17 protein-coding genes are annotated in these 19,892 nt (G+C 58.6%); 4 read left to right on the plus strand and 13 right to left on the minus strand.

Annotated elements, in window-relative coordinates; translation table 11 throughout:
• Nucleotides 1-133: 133 nt before the first annotated feature.
• Nucleotides 134-3,397, plus strand: a complete 3,264-nt coding sequence (gene phoA, locus BLT69_RS07520) for an alkaline phosphatase (protein ID WP_092648758.1) — start codon at nucleotides 134-136, stop codon at nucleotides 3,395-3,397.
• Nucleotides 3,398-3,682: 285 nt separating this feature from the next.
• On the opposite strand, the gene BLT69_RS07525 is transcribed toward phoA, so the two are convergent.
• Nucleotides 3,683-4,807, minus strand: coding sequence for a GuaB3 family IMP dehydrogenase-related protein (locus BLT69_RS07525; RefSeq protein ID WP_092648759.1), 1,125 nt, complete (start codon nucleotides 4,805-4,807; stop codon nucleotides 3,683-3,685).
• A gap of 208 nt (nucleotides 4,808-5,015) precedes the next feature.
• On the opposite strand from BLT69_RS07525, the gene BLT69_RS07530 reads away from it, so the two are divergent.
• A complete protein-coding gene (locus BLT69_RS07530; RefSeq protein ID WP_092648760.1) occupies nucleotides 5,016-5,723 on the plus strand; it encodes an exonuclease domain-containing protein in 708 nt (235 codons plus the stop codon).
• Nucleotides 5,724-5,960: 237 nt separating this feature from the next.
• Here BLT69_RS07530 and BLT69_RS07535 read toward each other — a convergent pair whose 3' ends face one another.
• The 6 genes from BLT69_RS07535 to BLT69_RS07560 form a co-directional block, all read right to left on the minus strand.
• Nucleotides 5,961-6,695, minus strand: a complete 735-nt coding sequence (locus tag BLT69_RS07535) for a hypothetical protein (protein ID WP_092648761.1) — start codon at nucleotides 6,693-6,695, stop codon at nucleotides 5,961-5,963.
• Nucleotides 6,696-6,802: 107 nt separating this feature from the next.
• Nucleotides 6,803-7,492: a DUF6318 family protein gene (locus tag BLT69_RS07540; protein ID WP_157886381.1), complete on the minus strand. Its 690-nt coding sequence runs from the start codon at nucleotides 7,490-7,492 to the stop codon at nucleotides 6,803-6,805.
• A 743-nt stretch (nucleotides 7,493-8,235) separates the two neighbouring features.
• Complete coding sequence (locus BLT69_RS11185; protein WP_307876266.1) at nucleotides 8,236-8,619, minus strand: cupin domain-containing protein; 384 nt, start codon at nucleotides 8,617-8,619, stop codon at nucleotides 8,236-8,238.
• Between the two features lie 274 nt (nucleotides 8,620-8,893).
• Nucleotides 8,894-10,414: an IMP dehydrogenase gene (gene guaB / locus BLT69_RS07550; RefSeq protein ID WP_092649129.1), complete on the minus strand. Its 1,521-nt coding sequence runs from the start codon at nucleotides 10,412-10,414 to the stop codon at nucleotides 8,894-8,896.
• 233 nt (nucleotides 10,415-10,647) lie between these two features.
• The gene (locus tag BLT69_RS07555) at nucleotides 10,648-12,009 is read right to left on the minus strand and encodes an AGE family epimerase/isomerase (RefSeq protein WP_070726937.1); all 1,362 of its coding nucleotides are present in this window, start codon (nucleotides 12,007-12,009) and stop codon (nucleotides 10,648-10,650) included.
• A gap of 109 nt (nucleotides 12,010-12,118) precedes the next feature.
• A complete protein-coding gene (locus tag BLT69_RS07560; protein WP_257590294.1) occupies nucleotides 12,119-13,216 on the minus strand; it encodes a MerR family transcriptional regulator in 1,098 nt (365 codons plus the stop codon).
• A gap of 395 nt (nucleotides 13,217-13,611) precedes the next feature.
• Here BLT69_RS07560 and BLT69_RS07565 point away from each other — a divergent pair, with 395 nt between their 5' ends.
• Complete coding sequence (locus tag BLT69_RS07565) at nucleotides 13,612-13,902, plus strand: WhiB family transcriptional regulator (protein ID WP_058237120.1); 291 nt, start codon at nucleotides 13,612-13,614, stop codon at nucleotides 13,900-13,902.
• A gap of 183 nt (nucleotides 13,903-14,085) precedes the next feature.
• Here the strand turns inward: BLT69_RS07565 and groES are convergent, their stop codons facing one another.
• A complete protein-coding gene (gene groES / locus BLT69_RS07570; protein ID WP_058237849.1) occupies nucleotides 14,086-14,382 on the minus strand; it encodes a co-chaperone GroES in 297 nt (98 codons plus the stop codon).
• A gap of 509 nt (nucleotides 14,383-14,891) precedes the next feature.
• On the opposite strand from groES, the gene BLT69_RS07575 reads away from it, so the two are divergent.
• Entirely contained in the window at nucleotides 14,892-16,091 is a 1,200-nt protein-coding gene (locus BLT69_RS07575; protein ID WP_092648763.1) for an IS110 family RNA-guided transposase, read from the plus strand.
• Nucleotides 16,092-16,139: 48 nt separating this feature from the next.
• Here the strand turns inward: BLT69_RS07575 and BLT69_RS07580 are convergent, their stop codons facing one another.
• From BLT69_RS07580 to BLT69_RS07600, 5 genes are read right to left on the minus strand one after another with little or no spacing between them, the layout of a single operon-like run.
• The gene (locus BLT69_RS07580) at nucleotides 16,140-16,910 is read right to left on the minus strand and encodes a nucleoside phosphorylase (protein WP_092648764.1); all 771 of its coding nucleotides are present in this window, start codon (nucleotides 16,908-16,910) and stop codon (nucleotides 16,140-16,142) included.
• A 14-nt stretch (nucleotides 16,911-16,924) separates the two neighbouring features.
• A complete protein-coding gene (locus tag BLT69_RS07585) occupies nucleotides 16,925-17,707 on the minus strand; it encodes an MTAP family purine nucleoside phosphorylase (protein ID WP_092649131.1) in 783 nt (260 codons plus the stop codon).
• A gap of 5 nt (nucleotides 17,708-17,712) precedes the next feature.
• Nucleotides 17,713-18,477: an SDR family NAD(P)-dependent oxidoreductase gene (locus BLT69_RS07590; protein ID WP_092648765.1), complete on the minus strand. Its 765-nt coding sequence runs from the start codon at nucleotides 18,475-18,477 to the stop codon at nucleotides 17,713-17,715.
• Nucleotides 18,474-19,097, minus strand: coding sequence for a class II aldolase/adducin family protein (locus tag BLT69_RS07595; protein ID WP_257590295.1), 624 nt, complete (start codon nucleotides 19,095-19,097; stop codon nucleotides 18,474-18,476). Before BLT69_RS07595 ends, BLT69_RS07590 begins: the two co-directional genes overlap by 4 nt.
• A 20-nt stretch (nucleotides 19,098-19,117) precedes the next feature.
• Nucleotides 19,118-19,891: a GntR family transcriptional regulator gene (locus tag BLT69_RS07600; protein ID WP_092648766.1), complete on the minus strand. Its 774-nt coding sequence runs from the start codon at nucleotides 19,889-19,891 to the stop codon at nucleotides 19,118-19,120.
• Nucleotide 19,892 lies beyond the last annotated feature (1 nt).

Below are 19,892 nucleotides of genomic sequence, written 5' to 3' on the forward strand. Positions count from 1 at the left end.
CTTTCTGTTACACGGTGTCACCGAACTGTTGCGTTGGGCTGCTTTGCTACAGATAGTTCGTCGTTACGCTTCTGCCTTTCCTTGCGTGCGCAGCGAAGAACATCCAGTAACACCTCCAGATGAAGGCAGGAAGATGCATTCACGTCGTAATCGGCGCGTGGGTCTGGCGTGTGGAACCGGTGCTCTGGCTCTGGTTCTGACACCCCTGTGCATGGCGGCAGGTGTCGCCGACTCCCCCACGACGCATGAGACCAACAAACCAGAACAATGCACTGCATTCGACTCCAATGGCAACGTTGTTGCTCTGCAGCCGGGCGATTGCGCGCAATACGGTGTGGAGGGTCAGGGACGCACTGACGCTCACGCAAAGAACGTTATTCTCATCATCGGCGACGGCATGGGCCAGCAGGAAATCACCGCTGCTCGTAACTACCTCGTCGGCGCTGCCGGCCGTTTCGAAGGAATCGACGAGCTGACCAGTGAGGGACTGTACACTCACCACTCGGTCAACAAGGACGGCTCGTTCAACTACGTCACCGACTCAGCTGCATCGGGTACCGCATGGGCAACAGGCACGAAGACCTACAACAATGCGATCAGCGTTGACATCAAGGGTCAGCCCGTCGCCAACCTCATCGAAGTGGCGAAGAACAAGGGCATGCGCACCGGTAACATCACGACGTCAGAGATCCAGGACGCAACACCTGCCGTCATGGGCGCACACGTGGCGTCACGCTCGTGCTACGCCCCATCCGGCAAGAAGAAAGCGAAGTGCCCCGAAGATCAGCGCGTTAACGGCGGCCTGGGCTCCATTTCCGAGCAGCTCATCGATACCCGCGCCGACATCACCCTCGGCGGTGGCGCATCATTCTTCGACACAGAGGTCATGGCTGATTCCGGCAATACGAACCCGTTCCTGACCGGTAGCGCGAAGTACAACACTACCTGGACGAAGGGCGCAAGCGTCCTCGACAATGCCAAGAACAATGGCTACCAGGTGGTGACCACCGCTGACGAACTGAATCAGGTTACCGTAGCTAACCAAGATACCCCTGTTCTGGGCCTCTTCGCACCAAGCAACATGACGACCACCTTCGCGCCGTCACAGGCCACGATTGGCGGAGCGAAGGGCGAGGCCATCCAGTGCACGAAGCAGGACATCGGCACTGAGCCTGAACTGGAAGCCATGACCGACAAAGCTATCGAACTCCTGAACAAGGACAACGATAAGGGCTTCTTCCTCCAGATCGAGTCTGCCTCCATCGACAAGCGCGACCACGCGTCAGACGCATGCGGCCAGATTGGTGAAACTAAGCGTCTCGACGAAGCTACCAAGGTCGCTCTCGACTTTGCTAAGAAGGACGGCGAGACACTGGTTCTTGTCACTGCTGATCACTCTCACACCAGCCAGATCGTGGCTGATGGTTCCGACAACGTCTCCCCGGTGACGCGCCTGCTCACCGCTGACAATTCCACCATGAGCATCGCGTATGGTACGAATGCCAGCGGGTCGCAGCAGCACACGGGCGCTCAGTTGCGCGTCGCTGCTTTCGGTCCGGGTGAGGAAAACGTTCTGGGTCAGACCGACCAAACCGACCTGTTCTTCACCATCGCCAATGCTCTGAACATGAACCCATACCTGGACCGTGCAGGCAACGGATCCAGCGCCCGCGCAGCCGTGCCCACAGGCACGTTGACGAAGCCTGTTCCCGCTCAGGATGCATTCACCACCTGCAGGATTGTTGAAAAGGACGGCACGGTTCACGTGCCCGCAGCCGGCGAATGTTCACAGTACGGTGCAGACGGCCCGCAGCGTTCAGGTTCTGAAGGCGAAGCCAAGAACGTCATCTTGTTCATCGGAGACGGCATGGGCGATTCGGAAATCACCTCCGCGCGCAACTACCTGTACGGTGCAAACGGACGCCTGCCCGGAGTCGACAATCTCGACTACACAGGCTCCTACACGCACTTCGCACTCAATAAGGACGGCACAGTCAACTACGTGACCGACTCGGCTGCATCCGCAACCGGATGGTCGACCGGCACGAAGACCTACAACGGCGCGATCGGTGTGGACCTGCAGGGAAATGCTGTGTCAAACCTGATGGAGAAGGCGAAAGCGGCCGGGTACAAGACCGGTAACGTCACCACCTCTGAAATCCAGGACGCCACACCTGCCGGCGCTGCCGTTCACGCACTGAACCGCAAGTGCTACGGACCTGAATACGACAAGAACAGCAGCTCCTGCCAGGGTGATGAGTACCTGAAGCAGTTCCGTGAAAACGGCGGACTCGGATCGATCTCCGAGCAGCTCGTTGACGTGCGCGCTGACGTGACACTGGGCGGTGGCGCAAAAGCCTTCGACCAGACAGTTCAGGTTGACGGCACATGGGGCGACACCACGAAGTGGACTGCCGGCAAGTCCGTTGTCGACAACGCCAGGGACAACGGTTTCCAGGTGGTCACCACCGCCGATGAGCTTGATGCTGTCACCAAGGCCAACCAGGATGCACCTGTTCTGGGACTGTTCTCCCCCGGCAACATGCCCCGCATGTTCAACGAGACGGTTCCGACCACGGATGGCGCTTCGCTTACGGCTCAGTCCTGTGAGTTCAACCCGGAGCGCACCGCGGAGATCCCCACACTGGCAGCAATGACTAAGAAGGCCATCAACCTGCTGCAGAACGACAAGGGCTTCTTCCTGCAGGTGGAGGCAGCCTCGATCGACAAGGCCGATCATGCTGCTGACGCATGCGGCCAGATCGGCGAGCTCGACGACCTCGACCAGGCCATCCAGGTGGCGCAGAACTGGGTCGCCACCAGCGGCCAGCCGACCTTGATTGTGGTAACCGCTGATCACGCGCATACCAGCCAGATCACCAGCGGGGGCACCGAGACATTCGGCCGCACCACCAAGCTGCGCACAGCCGATGGCTCCGACATGGTGATCAACTACGCCAACGCTGGAAGCAACGACGATGACGTGGCTCTCGGCGGCCAGGGACACACCGGTGCACAGCTGCGCGTCGCAGCCTCCGGCTCGGGTGCTGAGAACGTTGTGGGTCGCACCGACCAGTCCGACCTGTACTACACGATGATCAATGCTCTTGGCTTTGATTCCGCGCCGCTGGCTGTCGATAATCAATTCGTCGCCACGTCAGAGACCCCTGACCAAGGCAAAGGAAAGGGCACCGATCCTGCCGGCGGTAAGGGTCAGGTCAAGCCCGACACCACTGGTAAGGGCCAAGGCACCGATGCTGGCGACAAGAAGTACGCTGCCAGCCGTCCGGGAATGGCACGCACCGGCTCAACCGCAGTTCCGCTCGCGGCCGCAGCTGCTGTGCTCGTCACGCTCGGCGCTGGCGCAGGTCTGTACACGCGTCGCCGCTCACACTAACCCCTAAGCTCCTTCACGGAGCGCTCGCCGTGCCTCAGGGGTCTCACATGCGAGTTTTCGCCCGGCGAGCTCACGCAGTCACCCTCGTCAATTACTGACGAGGGTGACTTGCTGTCTCGAAACGATACCTGTTGTCTGAAACAAGCAGCGGAGGGGTGTACGAGGCTATGCAAGGGTCGGCCTTCCGTGCGCAGGCCTTAATAACGACACGCAGGCGTTTACGAGGGGCGTAGGAGCTGGCCGCCCACTGCGCGGCGCGTGTATCTCTTAGCGGCCCGCGGGCGCTTACGAGGGCGTATAGGGGCTGACCACAACTTCGACACGCTGCAGATCCTTGACTTCCGAAAATCCGGTCGACGCCATCGTGCGCCGCAACGCGCCTACGAAGTTCAGTGAACCGTCCGCCCTGGTGGAAGGGCCGTAGAGGATCTGTTTCATCGAGCCGACTGTGCCGACGTAGGCGCGGTGGCCTCTGGGCATGTCCGGGTGGGTGGCCTCGGAGCCCCAATGCCATCCGCGGCCCGGAGCCTCCTCAGCGCGAGCCAAAGCGGCGCCCAGCATCACCGCATCTGCACCGCAGGCAATCGCCTTAGTCACGTCGCCTGAGCGCCCAATACCACCATCGGCGATGACATGCACATATCGGCCGCCCGACTCATCCATGTAGTCACGTCGCGCGGCCGCAACATCGGCGATCGCTGTTGCGGTGGGAGCATGAACACCCAGGGACTGGCGCGTCGAATGTGCCGCTCCCCCACCAAAGCCAACCAAAACCCCCGCTGCGCCGGTACGCATGAGGTGCAGGGCAGCGGTCGTGGTGCACACGCCGCCAACGATGACCGGCACATCCAGCTCGTAAATGAAGCGCTTGAGGTTGAGCGGCTCGTGGTGAGAGGACACGTGTTCTGCGGAAACGGTGGTTCCGCGAATGACAAAGAGATCCACGCCCGCTTCGACCACCGAGCGCCAGTAGCGCTGAGTGCGTTGGGGAGACAATTTGCCGGCGACTACCACTCCGGCCTGGCGGATTTCCTGCAGGCGCGCGGTGATGAGCTCAGGCTTGATCGGTTCGGAGTAAATCTGCTGCAGGCGTGCAATCGAGTGTTCTTCATCCAGCTGTTCAATTTCTTCCAGGACGGCGTCTGCGTCCTCGTACCGGGTCCACAGACCGTCGAGGTCGAGCACGCCAATTCCACCGAGTTTGCCGAACTCGATCGCGGTTTTCGGACTCATCACCGAGTCCATGGGCGCTGCCATGATCGGGATATCCACGTGGTACGCGTCAATTTGCCAGCCGACGTTGACGTCCTCAGGATCGCGGGTGCGTCTGGCTGGGATCAGTGCGATGTCATCGAGCGAATAGGCTCGCCGGCCGCGTTTTCCTCTGCCGATTTCAACTTCATAGCTCACACTTCGATCCTAGCTGTCCGGGTGGATGTAGTGTTCGATTCACATGAGCGCTGTCATGATAGTGCAGCTCAGCACGGGGATAGTTCACAAATGCCCACGCTTCAGTGCACACTGGACATCGACAGGCAGCACAACTAAGCGACTGACAGATCGACCTGTCAGCGGGTGGATCAGCTCGCCAAGGGCAGCACAACAAAAGGAGCAGAAAATGACGTGGACCGATGAGCCGTGGCTTGGCTTTGACCTCGAAACAACCGGCGTCAATGTCGATGAAGACCGACTTGTCACGGCCGCCCTCGTACGTCGCGAGCACGGTGTGATGGACGCTGGAAGAGACGAGGTGCGCACGTGGCTGGCCGATCCTGGCATCGAGATTCCCGCGAGGGCGTCGGAGGTTCACGGGATTTCGACCGCGTATGCGCGCGAGCATGGCCGCCCAATCGTCGAAGTGCTTGACGAGGTTGCCTCTGCGCTGGTCGATCACTGGTCGAACGGCTTCCCGGTTGTTGCGTTTAATGGTTCGTATGACGTGAGTTTGCTTGATGCTGAGCTGCGGCGTCATGGTGCGGGCTCGCTCGCGGAACGGTTAGGGGGCGAACCCGCGCCGTTGCTGGATCCGCTCGTGCTGGATCGGGCGCTCAATCGCTATCGAAGGGGCAAACGAACGTTGGCTATTCTCGCACCGGCATACGGGGTGCCGCTGGATGAAAACGCGCACACTGCGGAAGTTGATGTTGCCATGACCTTAGATCTGTTGGCAGCGATCGCTCGCGCGTATCCGCAGATCACCACCATGAGTGGCGCCGAGGTCCATGCCTTTGAGAAGCGTGCGCACCGTGAATGGGCGATCCATTTTGAAGAATTCCTGCGCTCGAAGGGGCGTGTGGAGCACATCAACACTGAGTGGCCGCTGTAGCCGACGGTTTACCCGCACTGTATTCGACGTTTTCACTGTCCGTCCGTGCTGGCGTGCCGCGGTGCTGTGGCCGGCCAAGTTGCAGTCTTGTCATGTTGGCATGCTGCCGACTTAGTTGTAGATGCAGCACTAGTGCCACCTGTCACTAAGCAGATGTGCAGACTCTCTAGTTCTCTAGTCCTCTCCTCCGCTCAGTCGCTGCTTTTCCCTGTTGGCTTGGCGTTCTCTTCTCGTGGGTTAGTGTCCGTGGGTTTTTTCGGCGTGGTCGGTGAGGACTTGGTGGGGTTTGGTTAACAGGAATGGGGCGCTGGTTTCTCTTGTGCTTGTAATGCTAGGGATGGTGTGCGTGGTGCCGGTGAACGGGTTGGTTAGTGTGACGTCCCACGTGGTGGTGAGTGTGACGGTTTGGTGGGGTGATTCGTTTTGCCATGAGTGTGTGTGCACCATGTTGGGGTAGGGGTTTCCTGGGGTGGTGGTGACCAGTGGTGGGGTGTGGTCGTTGAAGTCGAATGTGTAGGTGGAGGCGTGAAGGGTGAGGGTGACGGTGTGGTTGAAGACGGTGAGGGTGTGGGTTTGGGTGGGGGTGGCGGCGTAGATGTTGGAGGGCACTTCGGTGAAGGCGTGTTGGTGTGGTTGGATGGTCAGGCCTGCGCCGCGTAGGGTGATGGTGTTCAGGGCTGTGCGTGCGATGGTGTCGGTTGACGGAGTGGCGGGCTGGTCTGGTTCTTTTCCTTCAGGTTTTTCTGTTGGTGGTGGGGTGCATTTGTCTGCTGGTGTGGCGCCGGCTGTGCCGGTGCCGATCTTGCAGCGCACCTGCCAGCCCGGTACACGAAACCCACCAACCGGCCCCTCAACAACCTCAACCACACCACCAGCACCAGCGGCGTCAACATTCTCCACGCCAGCACCCTCCACACCAGGCACCGACACCGCCTCAGTAAACGAAGATTCAACAGTCACACTGCCAGCCACGTCGCTCCTCACGGTGTCATCGAAGCTTTCTAAATCGCCCGGAGGCGCAACCATTGAAGGTGATATGAGTGGAACGAACACTGCAACAATTCTGAGAGCCCTTTTTCTCATGATTGCGCTTTCTCACTCTCGTCTTCTGCAATGAAATCTTCGGCGTGATAGCTCTTAACCAGGAACGAAGAGTTCCGCTGTAGTATTTCTAATTCGATTATCTTCTGGCTTTCTAACGCCGGATGAAGCTCTCCCCCACGATATTCGACATAGGGAGCGTTCTTTGCGTGAATCTTTACGAAGTAGAGCCCTTTAGTCTGTGGGTGCGGAATCGGTTCGCCAATCCGCGTGATTGTATAGTTCTTGCCGTCAACCCATCCCCCATCCCCATACACCCTCCCAATTAGGTCGATGTATGATTGGCAGACTTTGCATTCGGGGCTGCTGACTTTTTTGAGGGTGGTGGTGTTGCCGGTGTTGATGGAATAGGCGAGGAGGTTGAGGTAGTACTCGGCGAAGTATCGCGCCCCGAACGCGTCCATGTTGGTGGCAGCACTGGGCAGTTGTGGTTCGTGTGGTTCCACCCAGTCCACGGGCCTGCCGAGCTTCCCGTCGGGCAAGACCGGGTACTCGCCCGACATGGGTATGCTGTGGGCTGCATCGCCTGACCCGCTTTGATTGGCAGAGGCTTCAATGTTGTTGCTTTGCCCGTCTTGTGCCTGGTTGCATGCAGCCAGCATGATCATTCCGGCCACTACTGGAACAAGGAGCCTGGCGTGCGTGCCGCGTCGTGATCGTCGTGTCATGTGCACCACACTACGGAACAGTACTGCTGCCCGTACAGCCCCAATTCATAATTGTGGACCAAACTCTTTCTGCACCCACCTGTCGATCTGGAAGCCTCTCACTGGATTCATCACGGCTCTACCTCCCGATAGGTAACTCCTGACCAGTGCAAACGCCTCGTCCGTGTAAGCGGTTAGCAGCAGAACCCTCTTCAGATCGACAGACGGGGAAAGAGGGGAGGACAAGCATGCGGGAACAAGAATTCCCACAATGTGGAAAGACGCTGTATGCGCACGCGCACCCCCACACGAAACCCTTCAGCCCACAAGAAAGCACAAGCTTGAGCCATCCCCACAAAGCACGACCCCTGTCTACCCTCGACAATCACACGAGGCCCCGGGCATGTTCCCCCAGGTTCGAACTCGACACACACCCACAGCCCAAAGGACCCGCACTGACCCCACTGGCCAAGCATTCCCACAGGTCACAAGCCCACCCACCCAACCACACGCACCACCCACAGCCTCACAACGAACCTACCGCCACGCCAAATCGAACCTCGGGGACGAAAAGAAAAAGGGGATGCGCATGAGATATCCGGCCGTGCAGGTATTGTTCGGCCCGCGCCTTTCCCGTGCAGGTATTGTCGCGCCTGCGTCCTTCCCGCGCCAGTCTTGCTCGGCCTGTGTCTATCCCGTGCCGGCCTTTTCCGGCCTGCAACGCGCCGGTCTAACCCGACCTTTATATTTCTCCCGCGCGTGCCTTACTCGTGGTCGTCGGTGAAAAGGATCAGTGCAATGAACACAAGCGGCTCATCACCGGTGTTCTCGATGCCATGTCGATGATGATCAGGCACAACAGTCAGATCGCCGGCCGCGACCTCAAACGTCTCATCATCAACCGCATACGTCCCGCGCCCAGCCAGAATGTAGTAGAACTCGGACTCACCCTGATGGTCATGCACTCCGATCGACTCACCCGGCTGCAGCGTGATCTCGGAGAACATCCGGCCACGCCCAAACATCTCCTCAGGCTTCAAAATGTGAGTCAGGTGCACCGTGCCTGCGCCGTCCCGCATGTGTTCGCGCGCCTCGCGCTGCATATCAGCATTACGTCGAAGAACGAAGGTGTCGTGCGTGGTCATCATGAGCTCCTTTGGCTGATCTCTACGCGGAAAAACGCCTCTCATAGGACGTTATACCGAGCTTACAGCCGCCCGCCCTTCTACGACCAGATATCAGCCAGCGCTGCCCATGAGCACGTACGATATAGACAAGCGAGAGCCACCCTCGTCGCTCATCTCATGACGAATGGACGAGGGTGGCCCAGGCACTGTCGCGTCGGTGCGCGGACAGGCACCCCTTCACGCGCGCAACGCAGCACGGTACGCAATAGCTGCGTCGGTGCGCGACCAGGTAAAACTACTTTCCGGCTCCGTGATAGTTCGGCGCCTCAGTGGTCATTTCCACGTCGTGCGGGTGAGATTCACGCAGGCCGGCGGAGGTGATACGCACGAAACGTCCGTTCTGCTTCAAGTCGTCCAACGTATGAGCACCCAGGTAGAACATGGTTTGGTGCAGGCCACCGATCAGCTGGTAGACGACCGCGGCGAGCGAACCGGTGTACGGCACCTGTCCCTCAATGCCTTCGGGCACAATCTGATCATCAGATGTCACATCGGCCTGGAAGTAGCGGTCCTTCGAGTAGGAACGTTTGCCGCGCGAACTCATTGCTCCAAGAGAGCCCATGCCGCGGTAACGCTTGTACTGCTTACCGTTTGTGAAGACCAGCTCACCGGGCGACTCCTCGCAACCGGCAAGCAGGGAACCAAGCATGACCGTGTCAGCTCCCGCTACCAGCGCCTTACCGATATCGCCTGAGTACTGAAGACCGCCATCGGCAATGAGCGGAACTCCAGCTGGGCGGCAGGCCTGTGCAGCGAGGTGGATCGCGGTGACCTGAGGAACGCCCACGCCTGCCACCACACGGGTAGTGCAGATCGAACCGGGGCCTACGCCCACCTTGACAGCGTCCACACCTGCGTCAATCAGAGCCTGAGCTCCTTCGGTGGTCGCAACGTTTCCGCCGATCACATCCACGCCGTCGAAACGAGAGTCTGACTTGATACGGTGCACCATCTCAAGTTCGAGTTCGGCTCCACCATTGGCGGTGTCAACAACCAGCACATCAACACCGGCTTCAGCCAGAGCCACCGCACGATCCCACGCGTCGCCCCAGAAACCAATCGCAGCGCCCACAACCAGCCGGCCACGATCGTCCTTCGTCGCATTCGGGTACTGCTCGGTCTTGACGAAGTCTTTCACCGTGATCAAGCCGGTCAGGTGGCCTTCGTCGTCAACGAGCGGAAGCTTCTCGATTCGATGATCAGCCAGCAGCTGCTTGGCGTCCTCACGCGAGATTCCAACCTTGCCGGTGATGAGGCGCTCACGCGGTGTCATGCAGTCGCGTACTGTCAACGTCGACCACTGATCCATCGGCACAAAACGCAGGTCACGGTTGGTGATAATGCCGACCACAACATTGTCGTCATCCACAACCGGCAGACCGGACACGCGGTAATGGCCGCACTTCTTGTCGAGCTCGTCAATCGTGGCGTCGGGCCCCACTGTCACGGGGTCTTCCACCATGCCCGATTCCGAGCGCTTGACTTGCCGCACTTGCGAGACTTGATCCTCGATCGTCAGGTTGCGATGCAGGATGCCGATGCCGCCTTGCCGAGCCATCGCGATCGCCATGCGCGCTTCGGTGACGGTATCCATCGCGGCCGAGATCAACGGAATATGGAGGGAGATCCTCTTCGTGAGCTGCGCTCGGGTTGTCACAGAGGATGGGACAACATTTGTCAGTTCGGGAAGAAGCAGGACATCGTCGTATGTAAGACCAACGAGTTCGAACGGGTTATGTGCGTTAAAGTCTGCCATATCCAAAGTGTAGGCAAATCGGGACGACGAATCGCCCTCGATGACAATGAAAATGGTCACGGATCAGCGCGGGTGTGTGCGGGTCAGCCGGGGCTGCTCTGTGCACACGTCGCAGCTCCCCGGGATCAGCTCGGGCATGCGCAGAGCAGACGCACAGGTACGAGGGGGCCGGTCGCGCCGCCAGGTCAGCAGCACAGACGAGGGAGCCGTTGCGCGTCTCCACCGCAGAACAATCAGCGATCCAGCGGTGCGAGCAACCCATCCTTGATAGCCGAAGCGAACGTCGGTGTGAGAGGCAGACGCGCAAAAATCAGCATCTGAGCCACGTGATATGCATCCGGCTTCCCGGGCCATGTGCGTGTTCCGGGAGCATTGTCCGGTGTCAGCTCGTGATACCAGCGGCCGGGAGCTTCTCGCAGGTATTCATCCACGTACGCCACCCACTGCGCATACAGTTCCTGAAGGCTGCGCGTGGTAATCGTCGGAGCCGACTCATCGCGCAGGTCACCCTCACCTCGTAAATCATTTTCACTGCGCGCACCACCCTTGTCGTTACCAGCATGCGACTTGCCGGCTGGATGCTCGGACAAGAAGGGGGCAATCGCGACAGCAGCGGAAATCGCTTCGCACATCACCCAGTGCATGCGCTCACGCACAACCGGCGTACCCTCGAAATCGGTGGTGTAGACGAAGCCGGGAGCGCCGTCTACGTCCCATCCATCAGCCACGGCGCGCTCAAACAGGCGTACTGCTCCCTCGGTCATCCACGCGATGTCGTCGCCTGGTTCGCCCTCCTGCGCCAGTGCAGCATGCGCCTGGACAAACAGGCGAGCCCACTCCAGGCCGTGACCAGGCGTCACGCCAAAGGGCCGGAAGGGGTGGGCCGGCTCATCACGGTTGTAATCCGGGATAATGCGCCAGTTCGCTGAGAAGTGCTCCGGGATTCGCCACTCGTGCTGGGAAGCCTGGTCGTAGACGAAGCGGATGATTCCGCGTGCGCGGTCAAGCCACTTGCGATCCCCTGTCGCATCCCATGCAGACAGGAAGCACTCGGTGGTATGCATATTGGCGTTGATGCCGCGGTAGTCCTCTTTTCGAGTGAACGCCAGGTCCCACGATTCGCATACGCGGCCAAATTCCGGTTCCCACCAGTAACGCTCTTCGACCCGCAGCGCCTCATCCAAAAGTTCGTTAGCCTGCGGGATCCCCGCTGCCAGCGCGGAGGTTGCCGCCAAAACGACGAAAGCGTGCGCATAAGCTTCTTTCTTGTCGAGGGCAACTTCGTGTGTGTCAGGCGTGATCGCTGAGTACCAGCCGCCGTGCTCATCATCGTGCAGGGGGCCAAGCAACGACGCGACACCGTGCTCGACAAATTCGCGCGCACTGTCATCACCTTTGAGCGCGGCCATGGCGAACACGTGTGTCATCCGGCACGTGATCCACAGTTCAATCGGCCGGGTCGGGTCAACAACTCCGTCCGCATCCAGATAGCCGAATCCGCCATCTACGCGGCTCGCGCGTGCAAAGTCGACAATCGCGTCAAATTCTTCATCGAAACCGACCATGAGATCGGTGTTGGACCAGGGCATTTCCATTGCGGTTCTTCTTCGAGTCGGGTGCGGTTGACTATCGGTTATGACGGTGCGGGCGTTCACCGCCCTCGGCCATAGCTACATGACAGCCTAATACGGTCGGCCGTCGAGCTCATGGCGTGCGGCACAATTCGCGCATCAAAGCCACCGTCTCGTCGACGCATGCGCTCAGTGTGCGCACGCGCTGAATGCGCGCATCAACAATGTGGGGGGCGCGTTCTCCCACCAGCACGATATGCAGATCGTCTATGCGCGTGAGCTGCTCTATTAGCTCCTGCGCCCCTGATCCTTTGCCCATGACGATCACGACAGAGCAGCCCAGTTCGCGCCGATGCCTCTCAAATTGCCGTACGGCGCTGGCTGCGTCCGACAATCCGGTGAGCAAAATAGAGGTTGGCAGGCCTCTCCATTGCACATCCACCCCAACCATATGCGCGGCAATGAAGTTCGCAGGATCAGCCATAATGACCAGACGGTGATGGCACCAGGCGCTCTTCGCGTTCAAAGCGGCGGATCGGGCGGAATCATGATCGCGTGCTACAGCATCATTCGCGGCGTCGTGCATGTGAGTCTTCCCATCACGGTCACGTGGGCCGCCCTCGTCACTGTGGCAGACTTTGCCAGCATGCGGAGCAAGGGCTCGTAGCACGCGCAGCACGATCGCTGTCAACATCAGTGAGGATGCGCCGCCGGGGGTTTCGCCGGCCGGGTCGTTACGAAGCGTTTCGGTGACTGGTTCGACGAAGTCAGTGTAGGTGTGGATCAGTCCGTGCGTCGCCACTGACGCTTCGACCAGCCGGGCAACCTCCGCGAAATCATCTCGTTGCACGGCATCAAGGAGCTGGTCAGGGGACGAGGGTGGCGCCGCGGGCGCCGCCGCTGCCAGGTCTCGGGCTGAAAGCTCACGCACCGTTGCCGCTGCGTTAGATGGAGCAACTCCTGAGCGGACCAGCTCGACCATTCGGGTCAGCCGCATGATGTCATCTGCAAAATAGCGACGGTGAGCACCTGCGCGTCGGCGTGGGCCCATTCCGTAGCGGCGTTCCCATGTTCGTACCGTCGACGGGGAGATTCCCAGACGCTCGGCGACAGCTGTCACGGTGAGCGGGACGGGGCCTATTTCGGGTGGCTGGCTCGTTGACAGTGGCAGTGCGGGTGTTGCCAGTGGGGCGTGTGAGAAGTCAAATTCGCCACCGTTCGAGACGCTCACAGTCCCTCCTTTGGTTCTCGAGGCGCTCAGCGCACTTCGCCTCGGCCCTCAGCTCTGATTCTCGCCCCTTCCTCACCTTCCTGCCACCGGAAACTTATTCACTACTTACGCACTTTCTATTCAACGAATGGCTACGAATAGGCGCGGGTCCCTCGGATCGTTCAGCTCTTAGCGTGAACAGCTGGGAATTCGCATGGAATTTTCCAGACGGTCTTGAATAAGAGCTGCACAAAAATATAGTCTTAACTCGTGGCGATAACGGGAACAGCTCAAGATCCGAACACTTCGCACGGACCCGACGCTATTGCCTTTCATCAAAGCCGCATCAGCGGACTCAGAAACACTCTTCCGTTTCCCCTGAGAACCTATGCGCTAAAAGTCAGTGAGGAGCTCTAATGACCGATGTGTCACGCCTACCAGGCCCAATGATGGACGTGTGGGAATGGCAGTACGACGGTGCGTGCCGAGACATGGACACCGAGATGTTCTTCCATCCCGAAGGTGAGCGTGGTGCTGCTAGGCGGCGTCGCGCAGCAAACGCGAAAGCAGTGTGCGCTACCTGTCCCGTCATCGAGCAGTGCCGACAGCACGCACTTGCTTCTCAGGAACCCTATGGTATTTGGGGTGGCATGACCGAAGAGGAACGTCGCGAGATCGTCCAGCGTAAACGTCGCCGCGTGTCCTGATCAGGTCGCTGGCATGCCGGTCTCTTGGAGGAAATCGGCTGCCTATCTCCCAGATAAGGTCGGTGCCTACCTGAAAGTCCCGCTTAGACACACGCCTTACAGGTCAATCTGATACATGCTTTAAAACAGTGGTGGGGTCCTGCAGCTCAGCTGCAGAACCCCACCACTTACTTGTCAGTTGGCTCAGTGCTCGACAATTGCCAGCACGTCACGAGCAGACAGGATCTGGTATTCCTCACCGTCGTACTTGACCTCGGTGCCACCATAGCGGCTGTAGATAACCGAGTCGCCAACCTTCACGTCCATCGGAACACGGTTGCCGTTGTCGTCAATGCGGCCCGGACCCACGGCGATCACTTCGCCTTCCTGCGGCTTTTCCTTGGCGGTGTCAGGAATAACCAGACCGGAAGCGGTGGTACGTTCCGCTTCGAGCTGACGGATCACGATACGATCCTCGAGCGGCTTAATGGAGATCGACACTTCGTTGACTCCCTTTCTCATTCGAACAGGTTCATGGTCGCCTCCTCACGCCTGCCGTCGCGGGGGCCAGGGTCTGGAGACATTCATTGTTGCGTGAAGCTGGATAGGGATCCGAACTTCACGTATGCATCTATTTTAAAGCTCAGTTGGCACTCTGACAATCCGAGTGCCAAAATACCGTGTCGCATGGCCTAGCGCGTGGCCTGGGGCGCGCAGATCTCAGTGGATTGCCTCCACACCGACCAGCTCTTGCCATCCCTCCTCCCGTTACCTTGTTGACAGGTCCTGATTGGCGGGTGTTGATTGGGATTGTCGGCCAGCCGCCCTGGCATGGTGTCTTGCCCCTGTCTATCCAATGATCCGGGGGGTGTTGCCACCAGGGTCGGTTGCCAGCATGTGATCGCTGATTAGGGGCTCGGCACCAAGGATGGATGCCTGTCGTAACGTGGATGTGAGGCGTGCTGTCTAGGCTCGGCCGACTTATGGTGCAAACCGAGAGGACAACTGCCATGAGAACTGACCGACCAGACATTTTTCTAGGACTGGACGTCGGCAAGACCGACCACTGGGCCTGCGCACTAACCGATTCCGGGCAGGTGTTATGGAATAAGACCCTGCCCAACAACGAACAAAAACTCACTGATATCTACACGAATCTGTCAGCGAAAGGCTCTGTGCTGGTGGTCGTGGATCAGCCGGCAACAATCGGCGCTCTCGCCATCGCGGTCGCCCAACATATGGGCATCGAGGTCGCCTACCTGCCGGGGCTGACCATGCGCCGGATCGCTGACCTATACCCGGGCGAGGCGAAGACTGATGAAAAGGATGCGTTCATTATCGCTGACGCAGCCCGCAGCCTTCCCCACATCCTGCGACAGCTCACCAAGACCGACCAGGACGAGGCAGGACTGGCGATGCTCACCGGTTTCGACCTTGACCTCTCACAGCAGGTCAATCAAGTCTCCAACCGGATCCGCGGGCTGTTCACCCAAATCCACCCTGAACTGGAAAGAGTTCTCGGACCACGCCTGGAACATGACGCAATCCTCGAAGTGCTCGCTACCTGGCCAACCCCGCAGGCTCTACGCAAAGCCGGGCGAGCGAGAATCGATGCGAAACTCAAAAAGCACGGAGCTCGCCGCCACACAGCATGGACCGAGGATATTCTTACCGCGCTAGCGAAGCAGTCGGTGACAGTCACCGGCACCGAAGCCGCGGGCCTTGTCATACCGCACCTGGCTCGCCAACTGTTGAGTCTGCACGCTCAACGCGCCGATGTTGCAACCGAGGTAGAGAAGATCGTGGCCACCCACCCTCTTTACCTGGTCCTGAGATCCATGCCCGGCATCGGTCTCAGGACCGCCGCCATGATCATCGCCGAGCTCTCCGGCAAGACATTTACCAGCTCCGCCGCCCTGGCCTCCTACGCTGGCCTGGCACCGACCACCCGACAGTCCGGGTCATCGATCAAGTCTGAACGAGTCAGCCACTCAGGCAACAAACGCCTCAAACGTGCCCTGTTCCTGTCAGCTTTCGCCGTGATCCGCACCGACCCGGTCAGCCGCACCTACTACGACCGCAAACGAGCACAAGGCAAACGACACAACCAAGCCATCATCGCCCTCGCCCACCGCAGACTCACAGTCCTGTACGCCATGCTCCGAGACGGCACCCTCTACGACGTCCCCGACACCGCCCTGGCAGCTTGACACACAACATAGGGGCACCCCCCAAAAAACCCATTTGTGGCGTCTAGCCTAGAGAGAGATCAAAGTGTTCAGTGACGCCTCGAGAGTTGCCTCAACCGCCTTCGCAACGATGTCGCGATCTGGTTCATAGGACGTCATTGTCTCGTCCTCATCCTTTAATGGGTTGCCATCGATGGCGAGCACCGCACCCGCACGAACCCTGTGGATCGAGGCGGTAATGAGCAGTGCGGCCACTTCCATCTCAACGCCCATGACTCCGGCATCGCGCCACATAGCTTGGTCATTTCCAAGGATCGGACTTGGATAAAAGTTGGCGCTTGTCAGAACGAGACCCGCGTGGGCCGTCAGCCCAGAATCCTTTGCTTTTTCCACGAGCTTGGAGGTCACTTCCAGATCCGACACGGCTGGATAATTCATAGGCACCACGAGCTCGGAGTAGCCGTCGCAACGTACCGCGCCTGTAGCAATTAAGAGGTCGCCGTCAACCACGTTTGGCTGAACACCACCTGCGGTGCCAGCGCGAACGATGAACTTCGCCCCACCCCGGCACAGCTCCTCGAAACAACACGCAGCGCCAGCCGCACCAACCCCGTGCGACACAACGGTGACTTTCTTTCCGTTGTACGTTCCAGAGTACGAATGGTACTCACGGTTCTTGGCAATCGGCATGGCGTCATTAAGCAGACCCGCAGCTTTCTCGGCGCGCTTCGGATCACCAACAACGAGCACCCGATCGCTAAGTTCCGCAACCGGAATCTGCGTTAGGGCGAGCGTCTCGTCATGGCCCTGACGAATAGGTGTGTATACCTTCTTTGACATGGAAACTCCTAAATCTAAATATCTGTCAATGCTTCGTGGCACTGGCAGGAATCATCAACTTCTAACATTTCAACGAGAGTCGCGAGTGCCTTCTTGATGCGTGGCTGGCCGTCAGCGGTAGTACGCCAGACGAGTCCCGCAGTTACGGGATCGTCCTGCATACCCTCGACGCCAGCGTCGAGGTCCGATACGAACGACAGGTTGCAGACGCACATGCCAAGCTCACGCGCGAGAGTTGTCTCTGGATGTTGTGTCATCGAGATCACAGAGAATCCCAGATTCTGGAAGACCTGCGACTCTGCACGCGTCGAGAAACGCGGCCCCTGAATAACCACCGCCGTTCCCCCGTCGTGGAACTTCTCATCAAGCGCTCCGAGAGCGGCGACGGCCGAGTCGTGCAACCGCGGGCAATACGGATCCGCAACCGATACGTGCACAACGTTTGGCCCCTCGAAGAAGGTTTGGTCACGCCCCCACGTCCTATCAAAATATTGGTCCGTGATGACGAAATCTCCGGGAGCATAGTCGGCTCTCAAGGAACCCACAACCGATGACGTTACGAGCGTCGTCACTCCGAGATTGTCCATTGCCTTGAGGTTTGCTCGATAGTTGATGAGGTGCGGGGGGACCCCGTGGTCTTTACCGTGGCGGGTCATGAAGGCGACCTCCTTGCCGCCGATCTCACCAATCGAGACCTCCGAGGAGGGACGACCATACTCAGTGTCAACCGTTACGTGCTCTGGATCTTCTAGGAGCTCGTACAGCCCCGACCCTCCAATAATACCTACCTTTGGCATGTCATTCACCATCCTGCTACAGCGGACATTCCTCCGTCTACTACGAGGTCATGTCCAGATATGAAACTGGCCGAGTCTGACGAGAGAAAGACGCAAGCTCGGCCAATGTCTTGCGGATTCGCAGTTCTTTGAAGTGGCACTCCAGCCATCCAGCTGTTGTAGCCGGCCGGCCAGCTTTCAGCGAGACTGCCGTCGCTGTCTATAAGTCCGGGTGAGACTGAGTTCGCGCGAATTCCGTATCGTCCAAGTTCGAGAGCCAGATTCCGAGTAAACATCTTGACGCCTGCCTTTGAAGCATCATAGTGCGCATGATTCATCGCCGGCACCGATGCCTCAACCGAGGCAATATTGATAACGCTCCCGGACACCTTCTTGTCGATCATGTGCGTTGTAACAGCCTTCGAAACGATGAAAGTTCCGTTGAGGTTAACATCAACCACTTTTCTCCACTGCTCGACTGTCAAGTCTGCAAAGGAGGTGACTGGCTGGATACCCGCATTGTTGACGAGAACGTCGATCTGCCCAAAATGCTGCGCAACATCGTCAACCATGGCCTTGGCATCCGCCTCCGAGCAAACGTCGCCTGTCACCTGCCCCACAGTGGCGCCAAGTTCGCGCAAGTTCTCGGCTAGCTTGTTGCCTTGGTCATTTTCAACAAGTGAATGGACTATGACAGTTGCGCCGGCCCTGGCAACCTCATAAGAAATCCCTGTGCCTAGCTTGCCGTCGGCACCAGTAATGAGGACGACCTTGTTCTGTAGTTCTTTCATGCGTGAATCAGCTCCACTCCTTCTGGGAATTTGGTTTTACTATCGCCAAGCAGCATCGCTTGGAAGGTATTCCTGGCTGCCTGTTCGAGCAATGACGCGCGGCGGAACGCCATCTCGGGGTCTTCGCCCACAGTGCAGCTTCCGTGGTGCGATAAGACCACACAGTTGTGTTCTGTCATCTGGCGAGCAGACTCATCGGCGAGCTCATCTGAGCCATTTGGGTAATACGGGACAACGCCTACTGACTTCACGTAAAGCGCGTCGTCCAGTGTAAAGAATCTAATCTTGTGTCCGAGTGCGCTCAGCAGGACGGTATTTTGCGGATGTAAATGAAATACCGAGTTCACGTCGTCGCGCGCTTCGTAGATCCTGTCGTGTAGCTTCCATTCACTCGAAGGTCGGGTCTCGAACGGGCCAGTGTCACCAACAGTCATTTTCGCAAATGAGTCCCGCGTCAGTTCACCGAGCCATGTACCCGACTTCGTAATGAAGTACTCGTTCGATCCAGGTAACCGGGCCGAGATATTTCCCCCCGAGCCCAGCACTAGTCCAGACGACACAGCAGAGCAGGCATGAATAATTAACCGATCTATCAGCCCCTCAGGTGTCTTATGTATCATTTCTCCCTCTTTTCATTGGTTCAATTCCGAACCCTCATCATCGAAAACTGGAACCTTCCCTCGCGAAAGAATGACCGCGCGTACAGGATAGGAAGGTGAGTTCTATCAAAATGCAACTGATGAAGCCCCAAGAAAGACTCATCACGGGCCTCCATCGAGAGTCCAAAGTCGCTTCCAACCACAGCGTGCACGTCCGTCGATGCGTATTTGATCGAATGACCCACGAGGTCGCAAAGGGTGAAAATCGACCCATGCATTTCCTCGACATCGAACTCTGCAGGAAAGATTCCGGCTCGAATAACCTCGAAAGAAACCGCGACCATTGCTCCGTCAGCTTCGACCTCACGTCGAGTCTCAATAACTCTTTCCCCGTCGCCAAGCCGGAGAACGTCTCTCTCATCTTCGGTGGGCGTCCGAACGCATTTGTCCGTGTAGCGTATTGTGGGATCCATCCCGGCGTTAGCGATTGTTTGCGACATCGATGTCAACTCCGACAGGTTTGAAGCCATAACAGCCTGGGCATCCGTCACGAATGTTCCCGAGCCGTGCCGACGGATCACGAGGCCCTGAGCCGCTAACTCCTGTAACGCCGACCGCAAGGTGTTCCGCGAGACGCCCAACTCAGAAGCTAGCGTCGGCTCGGACGCCAGTGCTTCCCCCGGCTCCCACTCACCCGCGTAAATGCGGTTCCTTAATTCTGCCGCGACATCTGCCGCAGCTCCGAGGTTCGGAGTTCTCATTGCCGGCGGAGTCAAAGCCGTACCCGTTTGCGAGTAAATGGGCCGCGAGTTCATG

The sequence above is a fragment of the Schaalia radingae genome (genome assembly GCF_900106055.1).
Taxonomy (GTDB): domain Bacteria; phylum Actinomycetota; class Actinomycetes; order Actinomycetales; family Actinomycetaceae; genus Pauljensenia; species Pauljensenia radingae_A.